This is a genomic window from Streptomyces sp. NPDC107471 (assembly GCF_055582845.1).
In genome coordinates this window covers 158,499-176,557 of record NZ_JBVJPC010000013.1, presented here as the reverse complement: position 1 = coordinate 176,557, position 18,059 = coordinate 158,499, and the positions used below count along the sequence as shown (strand labels likewise).

Below are 18,059 nucleotides of genomic sequence, written 5' to 3'. Positions count from 1 at the left end.
TCCCGCGTCGAGGAGCTCTACGACCGGCGCCGGGTGCTGGACTGGGGCTTCGTCGCCTGGGCCGGCGGTGTCGCCGCCTCCGTGCCGTTCTGGCAGTCCAGCCTCTACACCGGGCCGTTCTCCGAGGCGTACCCGGGCGCGGGTGACCTGAGCATGTTCGTGGCGGCTGCGGCGGGGGCGATGCTGTACCTGCTGACGTACCGCCTCAAGCCCCTGTGGGTCCGTGCCGGCGCGACCGCTCCCGAGACCCGTGTCCCCAACCCGACTGTGCACACCGGTTCCTGACGAGGCGTCGGGGAACGGGCGGCACCGCTGAACGGTGCCGCCCGTCTGCCTGTTCCTGGGCGCTGGACGTTTACGGCAGGGCGGTCAGAACATCGAGGAGAGGCCGCTCGTGATCGAGGAGACCAGCTCCTTTCCTTCCTCGGCGACCTCCTTCACCACCGGGGCCACCCTCTTGGCGACCGGGGTGATCCACCTCGACTGGCCGTAGGTCACCAGGCTCAGCGCGGTGCCGGCCGCGGCCCACCCGAACTCGCTGCTGGTGAAGCCGTATTCGATGCCGGTGAACAGGGTGCTCAGCGCGCCGGCGCCCATCGCTATGCCACCGAAGATCGCCGCGGCCGGGACACCGACCACGGCGAACGGGGGGAACACGGCGCTGGCGACTCCCAGCCCGGCAGAGATGAGTCCCGCGGCGAGGCTGACGTAGCTGAAGGCGTCGGCCCACCAGCCGGCGTCCGAGTACCACGCGTCGTTGTCGCCGTTGGTGCCGTTCTGGTTGACCTCGTCATTGCCGCCGTTGTCGGCCGGGTTGTGGTTGTTGTCCCGGTCCTGCTGCGCCTTCTCGGCGGCCTCGCGGGCGGCCTCGCGGGCCTCGGCCTGGCGCTTCTGGATGACGATGGCGCGCGCCTGGTTCGCCGCGGCGGCGGCCGTGGCCGCGTCCCGGCCCGCTGCGAGCTCGGACTGGCGGGCGCTGGCCGCGGACTGCTGGGCGCTGTAGGCCGAGTTCAGCGCCGAACGGGCCGCGTCGATCGCCTTGTTCGCGGAGTAGTTGGCCGAGCGGGAGGCGGTGCGCGCCGTCGACGCGGCGGCCGAGGCCTTGTTCGCGGAGGCCTGGGCGTCGGCGGCCGACTTGTCCGCCGCGTCGGCGTTCTGCCGGGCCTGGTCGGAGTACTGGCCGGCCTTCGTGCCCGCGGCGATCGCCTTGTCGGCCCACTCCTGGGCCTCTGCGGCGGCGTTGCGGGCGGTCGCGGCGGCCTGGGACGCCAGGGCAGCGGTCTGCTGCGCCGTGTAGGCGGTCTTGGCCGCGGCGGCGATCGCGCCCTGGATCGCGGCGACATGAGTGGCGGCGTCGTGGTCGAGCTGGGCCGCGGAGTACTGCACGACCTGCACGAAGTTACGACGCATCCACGTCGGCCCCTCCAGGGCGACCTCCCCGTAGGCCTTGGTGTAGTCACCGCCGCTGGCCACCGAGGTGGCGGTCTCGACCGCGTCGTCCTCCCGCACCGCGGCGGGGTAGGTGCGGTCGAAGAAGTCCTGCAACGCCTCCGGGGTGTTCTTGTCCAGCGCGTCGTTGGCCGCTTCGGTGACGGCCTTGCCGGGCTTCTGGTCGAGGATGCGGCCGATCTGCACCCGGTTGTCGTCCTGCGAGGCCCGGATCACCCCGGAGGTCAGGAAGTCCCCGATCGCCGTGGAACTGCTGCTCTCCAACGCGGCCAGGGCCGCATTGGCGATGGCGGGGTTGGAGACCTGGGCGATGTAGAGGACGGTCTCCCGGTCGTCCTGGCCCTGGGCGACGGCTCGGTCGAGGTCGATCCAGGAGAGGACGTCGTCGTCGCTGCCGGACAGCGCGAACTGGGCGGCCTCCCGTGTCCAGGCGCCCTTGGCCTCCAGCAGCCCGGTGGCGGCCTTGCGGCCCAGGGTTGCGGCGAGGGACAGGTCCCCGTCGGTGTACAGGGCCTTCTCGGCCGCGCTGATCAGGTCCTTGATCGCCTGGTCGGTCTGTGTCTCCTGGGCCCGCTTGTCGGCGTACTCGGCCTGGTCCTGCGCCTCGATCTCGGCCAGCAGCCGGGCCTCGTCCAGGCCCTGGAGCCGTTCCTGGTCCAGGCGCGCGAGTTCGGCGTCCCGTGCCGCCTTGGCGACGGCGACGGCGTCGGTGACGGCCTTGGTGGCGGTGTCGGCGGCCTTCACGGCCTCGGCGGCGTGGGCGGTGGACTTGTTCGCGAAGTCGATGGCCTTGCCCGCGTTGGCCACGGCCTCGTCGACGGCGTCGGCCGCCTTCTCGGCGTGGGCGGCGGCGGAGTTGGCGGCATCCCGCGCGTCGCTCGCCGCCTTGGCCGCCGTGTTGGCCAGGGCCTGGGCGGTGGAGGCGGCGTTCGTGGCCCGGTTGGCGGCGGCGGAGGCGATGGCCGCCTGGCGCTTGGCCTCGGCGGCCTGCGACTGGGCGACGCCGGACGCGGCCGCCGCCTGGGCGGAGGCGGCAGCGGCGGCCGCGGAGTTGCGGGCCGCGGAGGCGGCCGAGGCGCTGGCGCTGACGGACTGCGCGCAGGCGGCGCGCGCGTAGTCGGCGGCCTTGGCGGCGGAGCGGGCCTTCGCGGCGGAGTTGCGGGCGGCGACAGCGGCGTTCTTGGCCGCCTCGGTCTTGCCGGCGTCCTTGGAGGCCGCGATGGCCGCGTTGTAGGCACGGGACGCGGCGCCTCCGGCGGCGGACGCGGCCTGGGAGGCGGCGGTGGCCGCCCAGGAGGCGCGCCGGGAGGCGTTCACGGCCGCGTTGGAGGCGTTGATGGCGATGCGGGCGGCGTTCGCGGCCCCCGAGGCCGCGCTGGCCGCCTTCCGGGCGGCGGCCGCGGACTTCTGTACGTCCTCCTTGGCGGCCTCGGCCTCGGCGGCGGCCTTCTCGGCGGCCTTCTTCGCCTCGGCCGCGGCGGCCTGGGCCCGCTCGGACGCCTCGACGGCCAGGTCGGTCTCGGCCTGGGCGCGCTTGCCCTCCCGGTCGACGACCGCGACGAGTTCCTCGATGGTCGCCGACTCCTGGTCGCGCGCGCGGGCGATGTGCTGGCCGGTGTCCAGGAACCACTGGATGTCCGTCGCGGTGCCGTCCAGGGCGCGGTTGGCGTACTTCTGCACCTCCGGCCCCGCGTTGACCAGCATGGCGGAGACCTGGAGCTGCGAGTCCTCCAGTCGGGCGGTGTACTGGCCCTCCGTCAGGAAGGTCTCCAGTGCCGCGCGCGTGCCCGTGTCCAGGGCCGCGGACGCCTTGCGCTGGACCGCCTTTCCGCCCGTGGCCGACAGGATGGCGGTCGCCACCTGGAGGTCCTCCAGGAGGGCCGACTCGTAACCACCTTGGAGGAAGGCCGAGATGGCGCTGTCGCCGCTGTCCAGAGCGGCGACGGCCTCGCGGCGCAGGCCCTTGCCGGAGCGGGCGAGGTAACTGGCGATCGCGACGCGGTTGTCCTCCGTCGTGACCGTCGGCAGGGTCTGGGCGAGGAAGGTCTGGATGTCGGTGTCGGTGCCGAACAGGGCGTCGGCCGCTGCTGCCTTGGTGGCCCGGCCGCCGGTCATCCAGGCCTTGACCACCTTGGCCCGGTCGGTGTCGGGGAGGGTGAGCGGATCGGGTGTCGTGGTGTCGGCGGCGCGGGCCACGGGCGTCCACGCCAGGGGCGTGGCGGCGACGGCCGTGACGGCGGCGAGCGAACCGAGGAGCCGTCTGCGACTCCAGAAAATCGTCTGCATAGGAAGTTGTCCTCGTGGTCTCTGCCGGCGCGGCAGATCGGCGATCACTGACACGGCAGGCTTCCCCCGCATGGCCGGGAAGTCATGTGTGGCACCGGTGAGGCGTATGCGTTGCCTGCGCACGGACGTGACCATACCAACGCGGATGCAGTGCGCAATCAAATTTGGCTCAGTGAATTGAATCCGCACGGAGAAATGTGCCCCGCCTTCGTTACCGAGTCTTTGTAAAGGACCGTACAACCCTTCCAGGAGTGTGGCGAGGGTCACATGGAGCCCTCAACTGTCGTCCGTTTTATGACTGTTGGCGGAGTGGACAAGCCACGGGAAGCGAGATGGCATGTGGGAGGCAAAGCGCCCCCGGGGCCGGGGAGCGCTTTTTGAACGGGGGGAAGACGATTTCCTTCACGCCTGCCTTGAACTACGTTACGGACTTCTTTTGGGAAGCGACGATTTGAGGAAAGTGATGAAGTCGCGCAGCACATTTACGGTGAAGTCGCGCCCCTTTGCGGCGCGGACACGACGTGGACGAGTACTGGCCCGCGCCCTGGGCGCGGCAACCGTCGGCGCCCTGGCCTGGACGGCTCTCGCGGCCGGCGTGCCCGGCGCAACCCACGCCGAGGCGGGCACCGCCGCTACCGTCGCGGACAGCGCACCCGGTTACGCGGTCGAGGACTTCGACTACCCGCAGGCCGACAAGATCCTGGCCGAGAAGAACATCCTGCTCAAGCGCGGCGACGGCCACATCCTGCTGGCCGACTGCGTCAGCGGCACCGGCCAGTTGGAGGTGCAGGCGCGCGACAAGAGCAAGGTCTGCTTCGACGTCAAGGGCACCTCGGGCTGGCTGACCCTGGAGCTGCCGTCGGTCTACCTCATCCGCGGCAACGACTACGCGACCGAGGTCGACATGACGGTCGGCACCGAGGAGACGACGTACGACATCGCCAAGAACACCTGGACGCCGGTGGGTGAGAGCACGGACGAACAGAGCCGTGAATTCACGCTCCTGGAGATCAGGAGCACCAAGTGAGCAGACGTGTCAGCCGACTTCGCCGCCTCGCACCGGCCGCGGCCCTGAGCGCGGGAGCCGTGGTGCTGGCCGGCGTGCCCGCCGCCGCCGTGACGGGTCCCGAGGTCGCCGCCGCCGACACGACCTACGCGTACACCGCGCAGATCACCGTCGGCGACCACGACCGCGGCTGCTCCGGCGTCCTCGTGGACGCCGAGTGGCTGCTGACCGCGGCCAGTTGCTTCGCCGCCGACCCGGCGACGAGCCTGAGCGTGCCCGCCGGCAAGCCGGCCACCCGGACCACCGCGGTCATCGGGCGCTCCGACCTGACCGGCACCGCGGGCGCCGCTCGCCAGATCGTGCAACTCGTCCCGCGCACCGACCGCGACGTGGTCCTGGCCCGCCTCAACCGCCCGGTCACGAACGTCACCCCGCTGGCGCTGGCCACCACCGCGCCCGCCGCGGGCGAGACCCTCACCCTCGCCGGCTACGGCCGCACCGCGAGCGAATGGGCCCCGCTGAAGCTCCACACCGGCGACTTCTCGGTGAACTCGTCCGCCGCCACCGCGGTCACCGTCACCGGCAAGGACGGCGTGGCCGCCTGCATGGGCGACACCGGCGGACCCGTCGTCCGCGTGAGCGGCGGCACCGCCCAACTGGCCGCGCTGGCCAGCCAGTCGTACCAGGGCGGCTGTTACGGCATCGAATCGACCGTGACCGACACCGGCGGGATCGCCGCCCGCGTGGACGACCTCGCCTCCTGGGTGAGCTCGACCGTCGGCGCCGTGCGCGTCACCGACTTCAACTGCGACGGTGTCGAGGACATCGCGATCTCCGACCCCCAGGCCACCGTCGGGGGAGCCACCAAGGCCGGACTGGTGCGGATCGTCTACGGCGGCGGCAAGGGCACCGCCGAGATCAACCAGGACCTCGACTGGGTATCCGGCGCAGCCGAGGCCTCCGACGGATTCGGCCAGGCCATCGCCACCGTCGACTACGACGAGGACGGTTGCACCGACCTCGTCGTCGGCACCCCGGCCGAGGACATCGGGACCGTGGCCGACGCCGGCATGGTCGACATCCTGCACGGCGCGACCGGCGGCCTCGGCACCGGCGCCGCCAAGGACACCCACCTCGAACAGGGCGCCGGCACCGGCTCGTTGGGCGCCTCCGTGAGTGAGGCCGGAGACCGCCTGGGCCACGCCCTGGCCGCCGGCACCACCGCTGCGGGCGAACCGTTCGTCCTGATGGGCGTGCCCGGCGAGGCCCTCGGCTCCATCGCCAAGGCCGGCAGCGCGATCTACCTGCACGGCACCACCAACATCGCCATCAACCAGGAGGCCACCGGAGTCTCCGGCGCGGCGGAGGCGAACGACGGCTTCGGCACGAGCGTCGCCGCCGACGCCAACTACCTCGCGATCGGCGCGCCCGGCGACGCCATCGGATCGGACGCCAACGCCGGAAACCTCGCCGTCTTCTCCCACACCCTGAACTCCGAGAACCGCCCCACTCCGAAGTTCGGCCTGGACCAGGACCTCGACACGGTCTCAGGTGGCGCCGAGGCCGGTGACCTCTTCGGTCAGTCCCTGGCCCTGGTCCCGTACCGTCCCTCGGGCTCCGCGGCCGCCACCGACTCGATCCTCGCGGTCGGCGCCCCCGGCGAGGCCCTGAGCGTGGACGGCGCCGACAAGGCGGAGGCGGGCCTGGTGCTGTCCTTCCGGATCACCGCGGCCGGCGCCTTCACCCAGCTCGAGAACTACAACTCGGGCACCGGTGACGACGACGTCTCCGGCACGGCGGAGGCCGGCGACCACTTCGGCCAGACGCTCGCCGCGATCAACACCGCACCGCGCGCGGCGAGCACCACGGCGACGATGAAGCTCGCCGTCGGCATCCCGGACGAGGCCATCGGCACCACCGCGAGCGCGGGCGCCGTGGAGACCTTCTCCCTGCTGGGCAGCCCCGGCGCGAACGAGCGCTGGCTCGAAGCGGGCGACGGGGACGGCATCCCCACCGCCCCGGGCGCGAACCAGAAGCTCGGCAGCAGCCTTCACTACACCGGCACCCGCCTCTACGTCGGTCTGCCCTACGGGCCGTCCACGTACGGCACCCTGTACGCCCTGCCGCTGTCCAACGTGACCGCAGGCGGCGCCGTCGCCGCCGTGACCACTTACCAGCCCGGAACCGGTGGCCTGCCCGCCGCCGGAGCGGACTTCGGCACCGCCGCGAGGTGACCCCATGAGCCCTCCGGGAACCGGCGACGACCGGTTCCCGGAGGGCTCGTCACCTCGTCGGCGCCGACGAATTGACGACGACTCCGCTACGGCCGGTTCGTCGCACGTGAAGGCAGACTGCGGCTGGTTCGCAGTGAACAGCTCAGGCAGACAGCCGGGCCGTCGGCCCACATCGGGCCCGACGCTTCCAACCTCCCTTCGCACCACGGCAGTTGCCCGCTGACCGTGGCGCAGCCGTGCCGTTCCCCCAGCCAAGAGAAGAGGTACGACGACGATGCAGGCGATACGACCCGAACGGCCCGGACGAAGACGAGCCCGGTCAGCCGTTCTGGCTCTGCTGACGGTGGTGACGCTGGGCGTGTCGACCGGCGTGAGCCATGCGCAGCAGGGGACGCAGGACTCGCGGCAGGTGGGCACCCACAAGTCGGCGACCACGCCCCTCGCCACGACCAGCGCCCTCCCGGCGAAGCCCGGAGAACGCTGCGAGCCGACCAGGGCTGGTTCGAAGGAACGCCGGGCGGGCGCCGTAGAGGCATGTGTGAGCACGACCCCGGCCCCCACCAAGCGCACGGCGACACAACAGCGGGGCCTCAACACGCTCGCAGCCGCCGATGCCACCAGTTGTGACATCACGATCCCCGGCAACTACTCCTACAAGCGTTTCGCGTACTGCGTCAGCGGCGTGAACGTCCTCTACATCCTGCGTGACAGCAACGGCAAGGAGCTCGGACGCGGCACCCTGACCGTGTCGACCAGCGCGACCCTGCCCGCGCAGGGCACCAAGTGGGACGAGCAGGTCACGGTGACCATGACCTCGGCGAGCGGTGGTGTCGCCGCCCTCAACGCCAAGTTCAGGGCCTCCTGCGGAACCGGCTGCACGACGACGAAGACCGCGCCCTGGTACGGCGGTGACCTGACGCTGGGTCAGTCCCTGACCGGCACGGTCTCCTACTCCTCGGCCCCGGCCCCGAACACGAACGTGCAGTTCACCACCTCGTACAAGATGTACGTGACCTCCCCGGGCGCCACGGCCGTCGACCCCAATGCCTCTTGGGACAACCCCCGCAAGATCCGCTGCGACGACGCCGTCCGGGACGTCACGACCTCGACCACGGCGTCGCCGGGCTGTGTCATCCCCTCGATCACACCCGTGGTGGAGATGGGCGCGCAGGGTTCGGACCCGGGTGGCGCGGTCGCCGCGTTCCAGTGGGCGCAGCAGAAGCTCGCGGACGGCTGGGGGCAGAACAAGCTGTTGACCAGAGAGAAGAGCAGTACCGCCGACCGTACGGCGCGCACCTGCGGCAGCGCGGGCAGCGAGCCCTTCCAGGCCAACACGGACCTCGTGGAGACCGACACCTGCGCCGAGTTCCCCTTCGCGGAGGTCGAGGAGGGAGGGATCGACGGCGCACGGTGCGTCGAGGTGATCCCCAACGCCAGCAGCGGGGGATGGGACACCTACGTGCTCGGCAACAGCCTTGACACGGATTTCGCCGCGCCCTGCGTGCGTGCCCATGTGCCCGCGGCCGACAAGCAGTTCGCCGACGGCGAGCTCACCAAGGGCTTCGAGAACCAGCGGGTGATCGACGCCGATCAGTTCAAGCTGGAGCTCTCGACGCCGGCCGCTGTCCCGCAGGCCCCCTGCCTGTCGAACCTGCCGACCGGTGCGCTTCCCTCGGGTACCGGTTGGATCAGGAACACCACCGAAACCGTCGCCCACGTCAACAAGACCACCACCCCGCTCGGCCCGCCCGGCACCCGGCCGGCCCTGGCGCAGGCCTGCCTCGGCAAGACCCTCGGCAAGGGCAAGGACGCCACGGGAGACATCACCGGCTGGCAGGACGCGCAGTTGTTCGCCCAGGCGAATCCGCCCGTGGTCGCGCAGGCCCGGTGCCATCTGATCGCCAAGGTTCTCGGCGGACCCGGCAAGATCCGTGACGGCGGCCAGAACAACCTCGTCCCCTGCTGGCAGGTGGGGATGAACACCGGTACGCCCAGCATGCGGACCTACGAGTTCGAGGCCCAGAAGGCGGTGGCGCTGGACTCGTTCGGGCCGAACGACGCGATCTTCTACGAGGTCACCCCCGTCTTCCGGGATGCAACCAGCACCATTCCGGTGGGGGTCACGATGAGCGCTAACATCCAGCGGGAGAACGGGACGACGGAGGAGCTGTTCCCCAACGTCTACGTTCCCAACACCCAGGAAGACACTGGGCTGCTCAACCTCGGAAACTGACCTCGGTCAGTTCGTGCCACGGGAGCCAGCATGAGTCGCACCACCCCGCCGCGGCCCTTCGACCTCACCGCGCTCTTCCCTCAACTGGCTCCCCTGGCACGCACGGCGACCCGACTGCACCCCCTTCCCGGGTCTTCGTCAGCGCACGACAGCTCCGTCGGCGGGCCGCTGCTGTGGCCCGCCGACGAGCCCTGGCCGCACTGCGAAGGCCCGCACAAGTGGGACCGGGTGAACGCGGCCCTCTCCCCGGAGGACGTACGGCTGTGGCGTCGCAACCGGGCTGACGCGGAAGGCCGGCGACGCCGCGATCCCGCCGGGCCCTGGGCCACGCCCGAGGAACTGGCGACGGAGGAGCGGCTCTTGGCCGGTCGCCCGTGGCCCGAGGGCCCGATCGCGATGCTGCCCGTCGCGCAGCTCTACTCGCGCGACATCCCGCTGCTGAGGCCGCCCGGTGACTCCCGAGCCGACCTGCTCCAGGTCCTCTGGTGCCCCTTCGACCATCCGGCGCACCCCAGGACCGCGCTGTTCTGGCGGACCGCCGCCGAGGTCACCCACGTACTCGACGCCCCGCCCGAGCCGCCCGCGGTCCAGTTCCCGGGTTACGTGCCGGAACCGTGCCTTCTCACTCCGGAGCAGGTCACCGAATACCCCAGCTACCTGGAGCTGGACAAGGAGCTTCAGGAGCAACTGGGTGACTGGAGCCGGTGGCAGGCGGCCGGACCGGAGCTGGACACCTCCTACGAGGTAGCCCCGGAGGAGCTGTACATGGACATGCTGTCCATCTCCCCGGGCTGGAAGACCGGCGGCTGGACCCGCTGGGGCCTCACCGACCCCCTGCCCCGGCTCTGCCCCACGTGCGGCACCGGAATGGACCCGCTCCTGACGATCGCCTCGACCGAATGGAACGACGGCACCGAGAGCTGGATCCCTGAGGAAGAGCAGGCTGACCCCACACCGCTCCTCCCTGGCACCCCTCCGGCCAACTTCACCATGCTCGACCTCGCCCGAGGCTACGACCTGCAACTGCACATGTGCCCGGTGTCCGCGGACCATCCGCACCTTGAGCTGATCCAGTAGGCCCACGAAACGATCCGGCGTACCGACCACGAGGGTCGCCTGCCTTCGTCCTGGCAGCGCGAGTGTCGCCGTAACCCTCCGCGCCCTTTAGTCTAGGTAGACCTACCTACCTAGTTTGGAGAACGATGGGCGACACCGACGGGAGCACGGCGGGCAGTGGGCGGCGCCGCCCGGCCCGGGAGCGGCTGCTGCGCGCCGCCGCCCGGCGGTTCTACGCCGACGGTGTGGCAGCGACCGGGATCGACACGATCACCGCCGAGGCCGGCGTGGCGAAGATGAGCCTGTACAACAACTTCTCCTCCAAGGCCGACCTGGTCCGGGCCTACCTGGATGCCCGGCACGAGGAGTGGCTCGGCCTGTACCGGACACGCCTGGAGCACGCCGACGGCCCGCGTGAGGGTGTGCTGGCCGTCTTCGACGCGTACGCAGACCACGCCTCGTTCGCGTACGAGCACGGCTTCCGCGGTTGCGGGCTCCTCAACGCCGCCGCCGAACTGCCGGCCGGCGACGAGGGCCGGACCGTGGTCCGCGCCCACAAGGAGGAGGTCGAGCGCCTGATGCTGGGACACCTGGAGCGGCTGCTGCCCGACCGGCCGGAAGAGGCCCGCGCGACGGCCGAGCACCTCTCCTTCCTGCTGGAGGGGGCGATGGCCCGGGCCGGCCTGGAAGGCGACGGCGAGCGGGTCCGGCACGCCCGCTCGATGGCCGCAGCGCTGCTGGACCGACTGTGAGGGGCACCAGCCGCCGCGGCCGGTCCGCGGCCATGGGAGCCCTGTGCGTGCTGGCCGCGTCCATGCTCTGGGGGACGACCGGAACGGCTGCCACCTACGCCCCGGAGGTAGGCCCGCTCGCGATAGGGGCCGTCGCCATGGGCCTCGGCGGACTGCTACAGGCCCTGATCGCCGCCCCGCAGATCCGCCGCCACACGTTCCGGCTGCGTGAGCAGCGAGGCACGGTCGTGCTGGGCGCCGTCTCGGTTGCCGTGTATCCGCTCGCGTTCTACACCTCCATGCGGCTGGCGGGAGTCGCCGTCGGCACCGTCGTCTCGATCGGCACCGCCCCGCTCGCCTCGGCCCTGATCGAACGCGTCGTGGACGGCCGTCGGCTCACCCGCCGCTGGATGCTCGCGGCCGGCCTCGGCCTGCTCGGAACCGCCCTGCTGTGTGTGGCCGAGGCCGCCCACGCCGGCGAGGGCACGGGCCGCGCCTCCACGGGCGGCACCCTGCTCGGCATCGGCCTCGGACTGGTCGCCGCCGCGACGTACGCCCTCTACTCCTGGGCCGCGCACCGGCTCATCACCCGCGAGATCCCGTCTCGGGCGGCGATGGGTGCCGTCTTCGGGCTCGGAGGGCTGCTCCTCACGCCCGTCCTCATCGCCACGGGCGCACCGCTGCTCGCCTCCTGGACCAACACCTCCGTCGGCATCTACATGGCGGTGGTCCCCATGTTCGCCGGGTACGTCCTCTTCGGCTGGGGCCTCGCGCACGTACCCGCCAGCACCGCCACCACGTTGTCCCTGCTGGAACCGGCCGTTGCGGCGGTGCTCGCCGTCCTCGTCGTCAGTGAACGCCTCCCCGCCCCGGGCTGGTTCGGCATCGCGCTCGTCGTCACCTGCCTCGCCGTGCTCACCACCCCGACGCCAACTCGCCGCTTCCACAGACAGCTTGGGAACTCCATGGAGTCCCTTCCTGTTGCCGTTCATCCCGACTCGGAGCTGGGACCCCGTCGTTAGAGGGCGATCAGTCCGGCCGCGGTCTCCTTGAAGCCGCAGGCGTCGAAGTGGAACGACCGCAGATGCTCCTCGAAGTCGACGTGGAGCCATGCGCACTTCGCAGTACGGGCTTCGTCGGCTGCGGTCGCGATCAGTGCGGCGCCGACACCCCTTCTCCGCGCGCGTGTGGCGACCACCGTGTCCACGAGGAAGGCGTGCGCCCCGCCGTCCCAGACGACGTTGACGAAGCCGATCAGCACGTCGTCCTCGCGGGCGCAGACCCAGCCGAGACTGTGGCGTTCGAGTCGTTCTCGCCAGTCGGTCCTTGTGACCGGGTGGCCGAAGCCGTCAGCGTGCAGCGCGTTGAGTTCCCCGTTGTCGAAGGCGCCCCGCCACTCGTACTTGATCGCCATTCCTCGATCGTACGGTCCCTGCGGCGATGCCCGACCCGTTGCGGCTGCGCGTATCGCGGGAACTCGAACGGCCCAAAGTGCAGAGGCCGCTCACGGCCGCCGTGGAAGCCGTCCGAACCGCGCGGGCCGTCGAGCCGGGGGAAGGCCGCGGCCTGCGCCGACTGCGGGAAAGCGGTCGCCAAGGCGGCCGAGTCGCCGACCGGTACGGCCGGCGTGGCCACGGCCACCAGTGCCGAACGGCGAACCTGCGAGGACATGGAGCCTCCTCAAGACTATGGACTGCGTACAGGAAGCGGAATTGAGGGGGCGGGCGCTGAGTGCAACACCCGAAAAGGTGAGGGAAAGGAAAGGGACGATGATAAAAGCGAGAACTTGGACGCCATTTGCCGCCGCTGTCCTGCTGTCTTTTCTGCCGACCGGTGCCGCGCCCGCGTGGGCCGATCGGCCGCCCTTTCCGGGCCCGTCCTCCTATGCCTGGCAGGCGCCGCTACCTCCGCAGTGGCCGGGACCCGACTTCGCGCACTGGCAGATATCCGCCCCGTTCCGGGACGGCGCCGAGCCCGCATCGGAACTCGCTGCTTCGAAAGTTGCCCAGGATGTCGTCGACAGGATCAACCGGCGTCGCGCCGCTGAGGGCTGCTCCCCGCTGCGCCTGCGGGCCACGCTCGGTCGGGCCGCTCAGCGGCACAGCGACGACATGGCCCGCCACGCGCACCTGAGTCACACCGGATCCGACGGTTCCAGCCCGGCCGACCGCCTCCGCGCCGTCGGCTACCACGCCACTGCCAGCGGCGAGACCATCGCGTCCGGAGCCGCATCAGGGAGCGCGGTCGTGGCGCTGTGGATGGACAGCCCACCCCACCGCGACATCCTGCTGAACTGCCGGTACACCCAGGCGGGCGTGGGTGTCGCCACCGGGTCCGGCGGGCCGTGGTGGACGGCGGACCTCGCCTCCGGCGGCTGAGCCCAAAGCAGGTCCGCTCCGGCGTCAGACGAGGTCGGCGTCCCACACGAGGCAATGCCGCGCGCGCGTAAAAATCAGCGCGGTGAGGACGTCGGGCTGATTCGCCGCCCCTGCACTCCAGACAACTGGCTTTCAGGCGCTGCATGTTGGGCGTGTCTTGGGCGACGTTACGTCAGCGTCCGTTGGAGTCTGAAAGCATGACCGACCCGAGTCAGGACCCACGCTTCCTCCAGGACCCCTATCCCACCTTGGCGGCCATGCGGGCCAGATGCCCTGTGCAGGCCATGCCCACGGAGTCGGGCGGACGCCTCAGCTACCTGGTCACCGGTTACGCGGAAGCCAGGCAAGCCCTCGGGGATCCCCGGCTCTCCAAGGACACGGCCGCCTTCTTCGCGGGCAAGGAGTCACGGCGTCGGCTGCATCCCGCGGTCGCGCACACCATGCTGGCCAGCGATCCGCCCCGCCACACCAGGCTGCGGAAGTTGGTGACGAAGGCCTTCACCGCTGGGGCCGTGGCGCGGCTGCGACCGTTCGTCGCGCAGGTCACCGAGGAACTGCTGGACCGGTGGCCGACCGGTGAGCCGTTCGACTTCGTGGCCGCTCTGGCCGTGCCGCTGCCGGTCGTCGTGATCTGCCAACTGCTCGGAGTTCCGCAGCAGGACCGGCCCGACGTCCAGCGCTGGTCCGGCGAACTGTTCGCGGCAGGAAGGCCCGACATCATCGACGCGGCCTCGCACGCCCTGGCCGCCTACATGACGGGCCTTATCGCGGCCAAGCGCAGGGACCCCGGCGACAGTCTCCTCGACCGCCTCGTCTCGGCTCGGGACGGAGCGGAGCGGCTCAGCGAGGAGGAACTGGTCTCCCTGGCGGTCCTGTTGCTGGTCGCGGGTCACGAAACCACGACCAACTTCCTCGGCAACGCCGTGCTGGCACTCCTCCAGCGCCCTGCCGAGCTGCGTCGCCTCCGCGACCGTCCGGACGACATCCCGGCCGCGCTGGACGAGCTGCTCCGGTTCGATTCCCCGGTCAGCACGGCGACCTTCCGGTTCACGACCGAGCCGGTCGCGCTCGGCGGTGTCGACATCCCGGCCGGGACCCCGGTACTGGTGGCGCTGGGGGCGGCCAACCGGGACCCCGTGCGCTTCCCGTCACCGGACCTCCTCGACCTGGACCGGGACGCCACCGCGCATCTCGGCTTCGGCCACGGCATCCACCGCTGCGTCGGCGCGTCCTTGGCCAAGGCCGAGGCGGAGATCGCCGTGCGGGCCGTACTGACCCGGTTCCCCGGCATCCGGCTCGCCGTGCCGGCTGATCGACTGGACTGGCGGCGCACTCGTCTCATGCGCGGGCTCGCAGCGCTTCCCGTCACGGTGTAAGCGGTCCGACTGTCGGGTGCGAAGAGGGTCCCCGCCGTCCGTGTGACCTCTGTTTGCCGGTCCGGCAATTTTTCGTGCGGATCGGTGCCGGTCCTAGCACCATCGACAACGCGCCCGAGTGGGACGGCGCGGCACAGCACCACGAACAACGGGAGGCATCCGGTGTCAGGACACCATGAGCACGGCGATCAGGCGGCGGCTGAGATGTTCGAGCCGGAGGCTTGGGACGAGCGGTACGCCGGGCAGGAGCGGTTCTGGAGCGGCGAGCCCAATCCGCAGCTCGTCACCACCGTCGGCGAACTCACCCCGGGCACGGCGCTCGACGTGGGATGCGGCGAGGGCGGCGACGTGGTCTGGCTGGCCCGGCAGGGCTGGCGGGTGACCGGGGCCGACTTTTCGACCGAGGGTCTGGCCCGTGCCGCCCGTCACGCCGAGCAGGCGGGTGTGGCTGAGCGTGTCGACTGGTGGCAGGTGGACGCGAGGACCTTCGATGCCGGCGAGCGCTCGTACGACTTGGTCACCACCCACTATCTGCACGCTCCGGACGGCGGCATGGTCGACGTGACCCGCCGCCTCGCCGGAGCCGTCGCCCCCGGCGGGTTGCTCCTGGTGGTCGGACACGCGCCGTCCCACGAGTTCACGCACCTCTCCGAGAGCCACCGCAAGGCGATGTTCCTGGCGGCGGAGCTCCTGCCCGGACTGCCCGACGGCTTCGAGCCCGTGGTCGTGGAGCAGCGCACGCGGACGCTCAAGCGGGACACCGGGCCGGTCGAGGCCGAGGACTCGGTGCTGCTGGCCCGGCGTGCGGAGAGCTGAACGACAAACTCGCCGTGCTCACCGCAGACCTGCCGTACGAGGGGTGTGACCGGTGCCGGGGTCCAGGGCAGGCCGCGGTAGGCAGCCCGGCCTGACGAGGACCCCGGCGGTTCGGATCAGCGGACGCGGATGAAGACCACGTCGTAACCGCTGTTGGTGGAGCGGGACTTGACGTAGACGCCGTCGCTGCCGCCGTTGGGGTTGCTGGTGTTGCCCTCGACGGTGGTGAAGGACGAGCCGCCGGACACCGTCCGGACGATGCCGATGTGCTCGTTGCCGCCGGTGAAGTCGCTGCCGCCGTCCCAGTCGAAGGCCACGATGTCACCCGGCTGCGGGCTGGTCGTCACGGACAGGTGGTAGTTGCCGGCCCGTGCCTGCTTGACCCAGCCCGACACGTAGGAGTTGCGGTAGGAGCTGGCTCCGGTCTGCTTGGCCACCCAGCTCACGAAGGTCGCGCACCAGGCGTAGTTGCTGGTGGACAGGGACAGGCCGACGGACGAGCCGTAGCTGTTCGCGCGGGCACTGCCCTCGACCGTGCCGACCTCGGCCGCCGCCACGTCGAGGATCTTGGCGTAACCGCCGCCGGGCGGGGGCGACGAGGGCGGCGTGACCGCGCCGTACAGGGCGGCCTTGGTGTTCGGCCCCACGTGGCCGTCGACCGAGAGGCCCTTCTCGGCCTGGAAGTCCCTGACGGCGCTGTCGGTGAGAGGACCGAAGTCGCCGTCCACGGCGAGATCGGCGCCGTGGTGGTTGAGCAGGCTCTGCAACTCGGTGACGCAGCCGCTGCGTTGGCCCTGCACGATCTCGTTCGGGCAGGAGGCGGAGTTCAGGTTGATCGGCGCGGGGGCGCCGTTGCCGCCGCCACCGCCGATGTTCGCGTACAGGGCGGCCTTGGTGTTCGGACCGACCTGCCCGTCGGCGGTGAGGCCGCTCGCGGACTGGAACGCCTTCACGGCCGTCAGTGTCTGCGGGCCGAAGCTGCCGTCGACGGCGAGGCTCTGCCCCTTGCCGTTCAGCAGGGACTGCAGGGTGGCGACGCAACCGCCGCTCTGCCCCTCGACGATGTTCTCCGGGCACGACGCCGACCTCAGGTCCAAGCCGGTCGACGGCGACTCGTCGGTGTCGTACAGGGCCCGCTTGGTGTTGGTGCCGACCTGGCCGTCCGCCGTCAGACCATGCGCGGACTGGAAGCTGCGGACGGCGGTCGCGGTCCCGGCGCCGAAGTCGCCGTCCACGTCGACGGCGTACCCGTGGTGGTTGAGCAGCCGCTGGAGCTCGGTGACGCAACCGCCCTTGGCGCCCTGGACGATGTCCGCGGGGCAGGAGGAAGAGTTGAGGTTGATGGGGGAGGGGGCCGAACCGCCGGTCACGTAGAGCTTGGTCTTGGTCGCTGGGCCCACCCGCCCGTCCACGGCGATGGCGGTGGCGGCCTGGTACTCACGGACTGCGTAGAGCGTGGCCGCCCCGAACTGCCCGTCCACCACCAGACCGGCGCCGTGCGCGTTGAGCAGGTTCTGCAACTCCGTGACGCAGCCGCTGGTCTGGCCCTGGAGGATCTCGTTGGGGCAGGAGGCGGACGTCAGCCTGATCGGGGCCGGTGCGGCTGACGCCGGGGCGGCGCCGAGGACGATGCCCGCCGAGACCATGGCCGCGGTGGCGGCGAAGGTTCCGACGCGGATCCGCCAACCCGGCCCGGTGGGGCGCGTGGCCCGTAGGGAGGAGTTCTTGTCTTCGGTGCGGACGAGAAATGCGGGTCTTCCCATGGCGGCGAGGTTCTCCTTCTGAGGACGGGCGGGGGGATCGGGCACACGGATCCGCGGCCCGTCCTTGCCGGGCAAGGACGGGCCGCGGGCGCGCACTTCACGAACGGCCCGGCCGCTGCGCGATCAGCCGGACAGGCGTTGTGCCGCGTCGGCGGATCGTGGTGGCCGGTCGGTCGTACCGGTCAGGCGGCGAAGCGCTTGAAGGCCGCCCGGGTGCCCGAACCGGCGATGCCGTCGATCTCGCCCGTGTAGCCGTAGTCGTCCTTCAGCAGGCGCTGCAGGGCCTTGATGGTGTTGGTGCCCGGGTCCCCGTCGATGGCGCCCGTGTAGCCCCAGTACGTCGCGAGGCAGCGCTGGAAGGCCTTCCAGCTATTGGTGCCGAGCTGACCGTCGATGGAGCCCGTGTAGCCCCAGTAGTCCGCGAGGAATTCCTGGACGTTCTTGGCCTCGGCCGTGGTCAGACCGAAGTTCTGCGTCGCGGCCACGGCGGCGGGCTGGGCCACCGCCGACGTCCCCGCGGTGCTCGCGCCTGCCGCGAAGCTGGTGCCCGCGGTCGCCACGCTGCCGGCGGCGAGGCCGACAACGGCGATGACACCGGCGATGGTCCTGCCCATAGCGTTCGGTCGCATGCGTTCCTCTTTCACTCGTGGGGTCGGCACCTGTCTCGCCGAGCGGGGCAGGTGGCGAGACCAAGGTGCAGGGCGCCCGGCCCCGGTGGCCACGGCTGCGTC

General features: G+C 71.1%; 14 protein-coding genes. 10 read left to right on the top strand and 4 right to left on the bottom strand.

Translation table 11 applies throughout. From position 1 onward, the window contains the following. Window positions 1-33 precede the first annotated feature (33 nt). Complete coding sequence (locus ACZ66S_RS34945; protein ID WP_469905578.1) at window positions 34-285, top strand: hypothetical protein; 252 nt, start codon at window positions 34-36, stop codon at window positions 283-285. 84 nt (window positions 286-369) lie between these two features. On the opposite strand, the gene ACZ66S_RS34940 is transcribed toward ACZ66S_RS34945, so the two are convergent. Further along, window positions 370-3,735, bottom strand: a complete 3,366-nt coding sequence (locus tag ACZ66S_RS34940) for an ALF repeat-containing protein (RefSeq protein WP_469905577.1) — start codon at window positions 3,733-3,735, stop codon at window positions 370-372. A gap of 487 nt (window positions 3,736-4,222) precedes the next feature. On the opposite strand from ACZ66S_RS34940, the gene ACZ66S_RS34935 reads away from it, so the two are divergent. The 6 genes from ACZ66S_RS34935 to ACZ66S_RS34910 all read left to right on the top strand — a co-directional run bounded on the left by ACZ66S_RS34935 (window position 4,223) and on the right by ACZ66S_RS34910 (window position 12,017). Further along, complete coding sequence (locus ACZ66S_RS34935) at window positions 4,223-4,762, top strand: hypothetical protein (protein ID WP_469905576.1); 540 nt, start codon at window positions 4,223-4,225, stop codon at window positions 4,760-4,762. Then, window positions 4,759-6,975, top strand: coding sequence for a trypsin-like serine protease (locus ACZ66S_RS34930; protein ID WP_469905575.1), 2,217 nt, complete (start codon window positions 4,759-4,761; stop codon window positions 6,973-6,975). Before ACZ66S_RS34935 ends, ACZ66S_RS34930 begins: the two co-directional genes overlap by 4 nt. 358 nt (window positions 6,976-7,333) lie before the next feature. Then, window positions 7,334-9,208, top strand: coding sequence for a DNA/RNA non-specific endonuclease (locus ACZ66S_RS34925; RefSeq protein ID WP_469905574.1), 1,875 nt, complete (start codon window positions 7,334-7,336; stop codon window positions 9,206-9,208). 30 nt (window positions 9,209-9,238) lie between these two features. Next, window positions 9,239-10,285 carry a hypothetical protein gene (locus tag ACZ66S_RS34920; RefSeq protein ID WP_469905573.1) on the top strand — a complete coding sequence of 349 codons (1,047 nt, stop codon included), beginning with the start codon at window positions 9,239-9,241 and terminating at the stop codon, window positions 10,283-10,285. A 125-nt stretch (window positions 10,286-10,410) separates the two neighbouring features. After that, window positions 10,411-11,016 carry a TetR/AcrR family transcriptional regulator gene (locus tag ACZ66S_RS34915; protein ID WP_469905572.1) on the top strand — a complete coding sequence of 202 codons (606 nt, stop codon included), beginning with the start codon at window positions 10,411-10,413 and terminating at the stop codon, window positions 11,014-11,016. 32 nt (window positions 11,017-11,048) lie between these two features. Then, window positions 11,049-12,017, top strand: a complete 969-nt coding sequence (locus tag ACZ66S_RS34910; RefSeq protein WP_469905624.1) for a DMT family transporter — start codon at window positions 11,049-11,051, stop codon at window positions 12,015-12,017. On the opposite strand, the gene ACZ66S_RS34905 is transcribed toward ACZ66S_RS34910, so the two are convergent. Continuing rightward, window positions 12,014-12,409, bottom strand: coding sequence for a GNAT family N-acetyltransferase (locus ACZ66S_RS34905; protein ID WP_469905571.1), 396 nt, complete (start codon window positions 12,407-12,409; stop codon window positions 12,014-12,016). The two genes, ACZ66S_RS34910 and ACZ66S_RS34905, sit on opposite strands and share 4 nt — an antisense overlap. A gap of 274 nt (window positions 12,410-12,683) precedes the next feature. Here ACZ66S_RS34905 and ACZ66S_RS34900 point away from each other — a divergent pair, with 274 nt between their 5' ends. The 3 genes from ACZ66S_RS34900 (at window position 12,684) to ACZ66S_RS34890 (ending at window position 15,565) form a co-directional block, all read left to right on the top strand. Beyond that, complete coding sequence (locus tag ACZ66S_RS34900) at window positions 12,684-13,373, top strand: CAP domain-containing protein (protein ID WP_469905570.1); 690 nt, start codon at window positions 12,684-12,686, stop codon at window positions 13,371-13,373. A gap of 197 nt (window positions 13,374-13,570) precedes the next feature. Next, a complete protein-coding gene (locus tag ACZ66S_RS34895; protein WP_469905569.1) occupies window positions 13,571-14,749 on the top strand; it encodes a cytochrome P450 family protein in 1,179 nt (392 codons plus the stop codon). A gap of 162 nt (window positions 14,750-14,911) precedes the next feature. Beyond that, a complete protein-coding gene (locus tag ACZ66S_RS34890; RefSeq protein ID WP_469905568.1) occupies window positions 14,912-15,565 on the top strand; it encodes a class I SAM-dependent methyltransferase in 654 nt (217 codons plus the stop codon). A 116-nt stretch (window positions 15,566-15,681) separates the two neighbouring features. Here the strand turns inward: ACZ66S_RS34890 and ACZ66S_RS34885 are convergent, their stop codons facing one another. Continuing rightward, a complete protein-coding gene (locus ACZ66S_RS34885) occupies window positions 15,682-17,328 on the bottom strand; it encodes a peptidoglycan-binding protein (RefSeq protein ID WP_469905567.1) in 1,647 nt (548 codons plus the stop codon). A gap of 182 nt (window positions 17,329-17,510) precedes the next feature. Further along, window positions 17,511-17,957, bottom strand: coding sequence for a peptidoglycan-binding domain-containing protein (locus ACZ66S_RS34880; protein ID WP_469905566.1), 447 nt, complete (start codon window positions 17,955-17,957; stop codon window positions 17,511-17,513). Between the last annotated feature and the right edge of the window lie 102 nt (window positions 17,958-18,059).

What these genes read in the sequence shown, in the direction of transcription:
- ACZ66S_RS34940 (WP_469905577.1), bottom strand. Translation starts at nt 3,735, where the DNA reads ATGCAGACGATTTTCTGGAGTCGCAGACGGCTCCTCGGTTCGCTCGCC.
- ACZ66S_RS34920 (WP_469905573.1), top strand. Translation starts at nt 9,239, where the DNA reads ATGAGTCGCACCACCCCGCCGCGGCCCTTCGACCTCACCGCGCTCTTC.
- ACZ66S_RS34915 (WP_469905572.1), top strand. Translation starts at nt 10,411, where the DNA reads ATGGGCGACACCGACGGGAGCACGGCGGGCAGTGGGCGGCGCCGCCCG.
- ACZ66S_RS34910 (WP_469905624.1), top strand. Translation starts at nt 11,049, where the DNA reads ATGGGAGCCCTGTGCGTGCTGGCCGCGTCCATGCTCTGGGGGACGACC.
- ACZ66S_RS34905 (WP_469905571.1), bottom strand. Translation starts at nt 12,409, where the DNA reads ATGGCGATCAAGTACGAGTGGCGGGGCGCCTTCGACAACGGGGAACTC.
- ACZ66S_RS34900 (WP_469905570.1), top strand. Translation starts at nt 12,684, where the DNA reads ATGGACTGCGTACAGGAAGCGGAATTGAGGGGGCGGGCGCTGAGTGCA.
- ACZ66S_RS34895 (WP_469905569.1), top strand. Translation starts at nt 13,571, where the DNA reads ATGACCGACCCGAGTCAGGACCCACGCTTCCTCCAGGACCCCTATCCC.
- ACZ66S_RS34885 (WP_469905567.1), bottom strand. Translation starts at nt 17,328, where the DNA reads ATGGGAAGACCCGCATTTCTCGTCCGCACCGAAGACAAGAACTCCTCC.
- ACZ66S_RS34880 (WP_469905566.1), bottom strand. Translation starts at nt 17,957, where the DNA reads ATGCGACCGAACGCTATGGGCAGGACCATCGCCGGTGTCATCGCCGTT.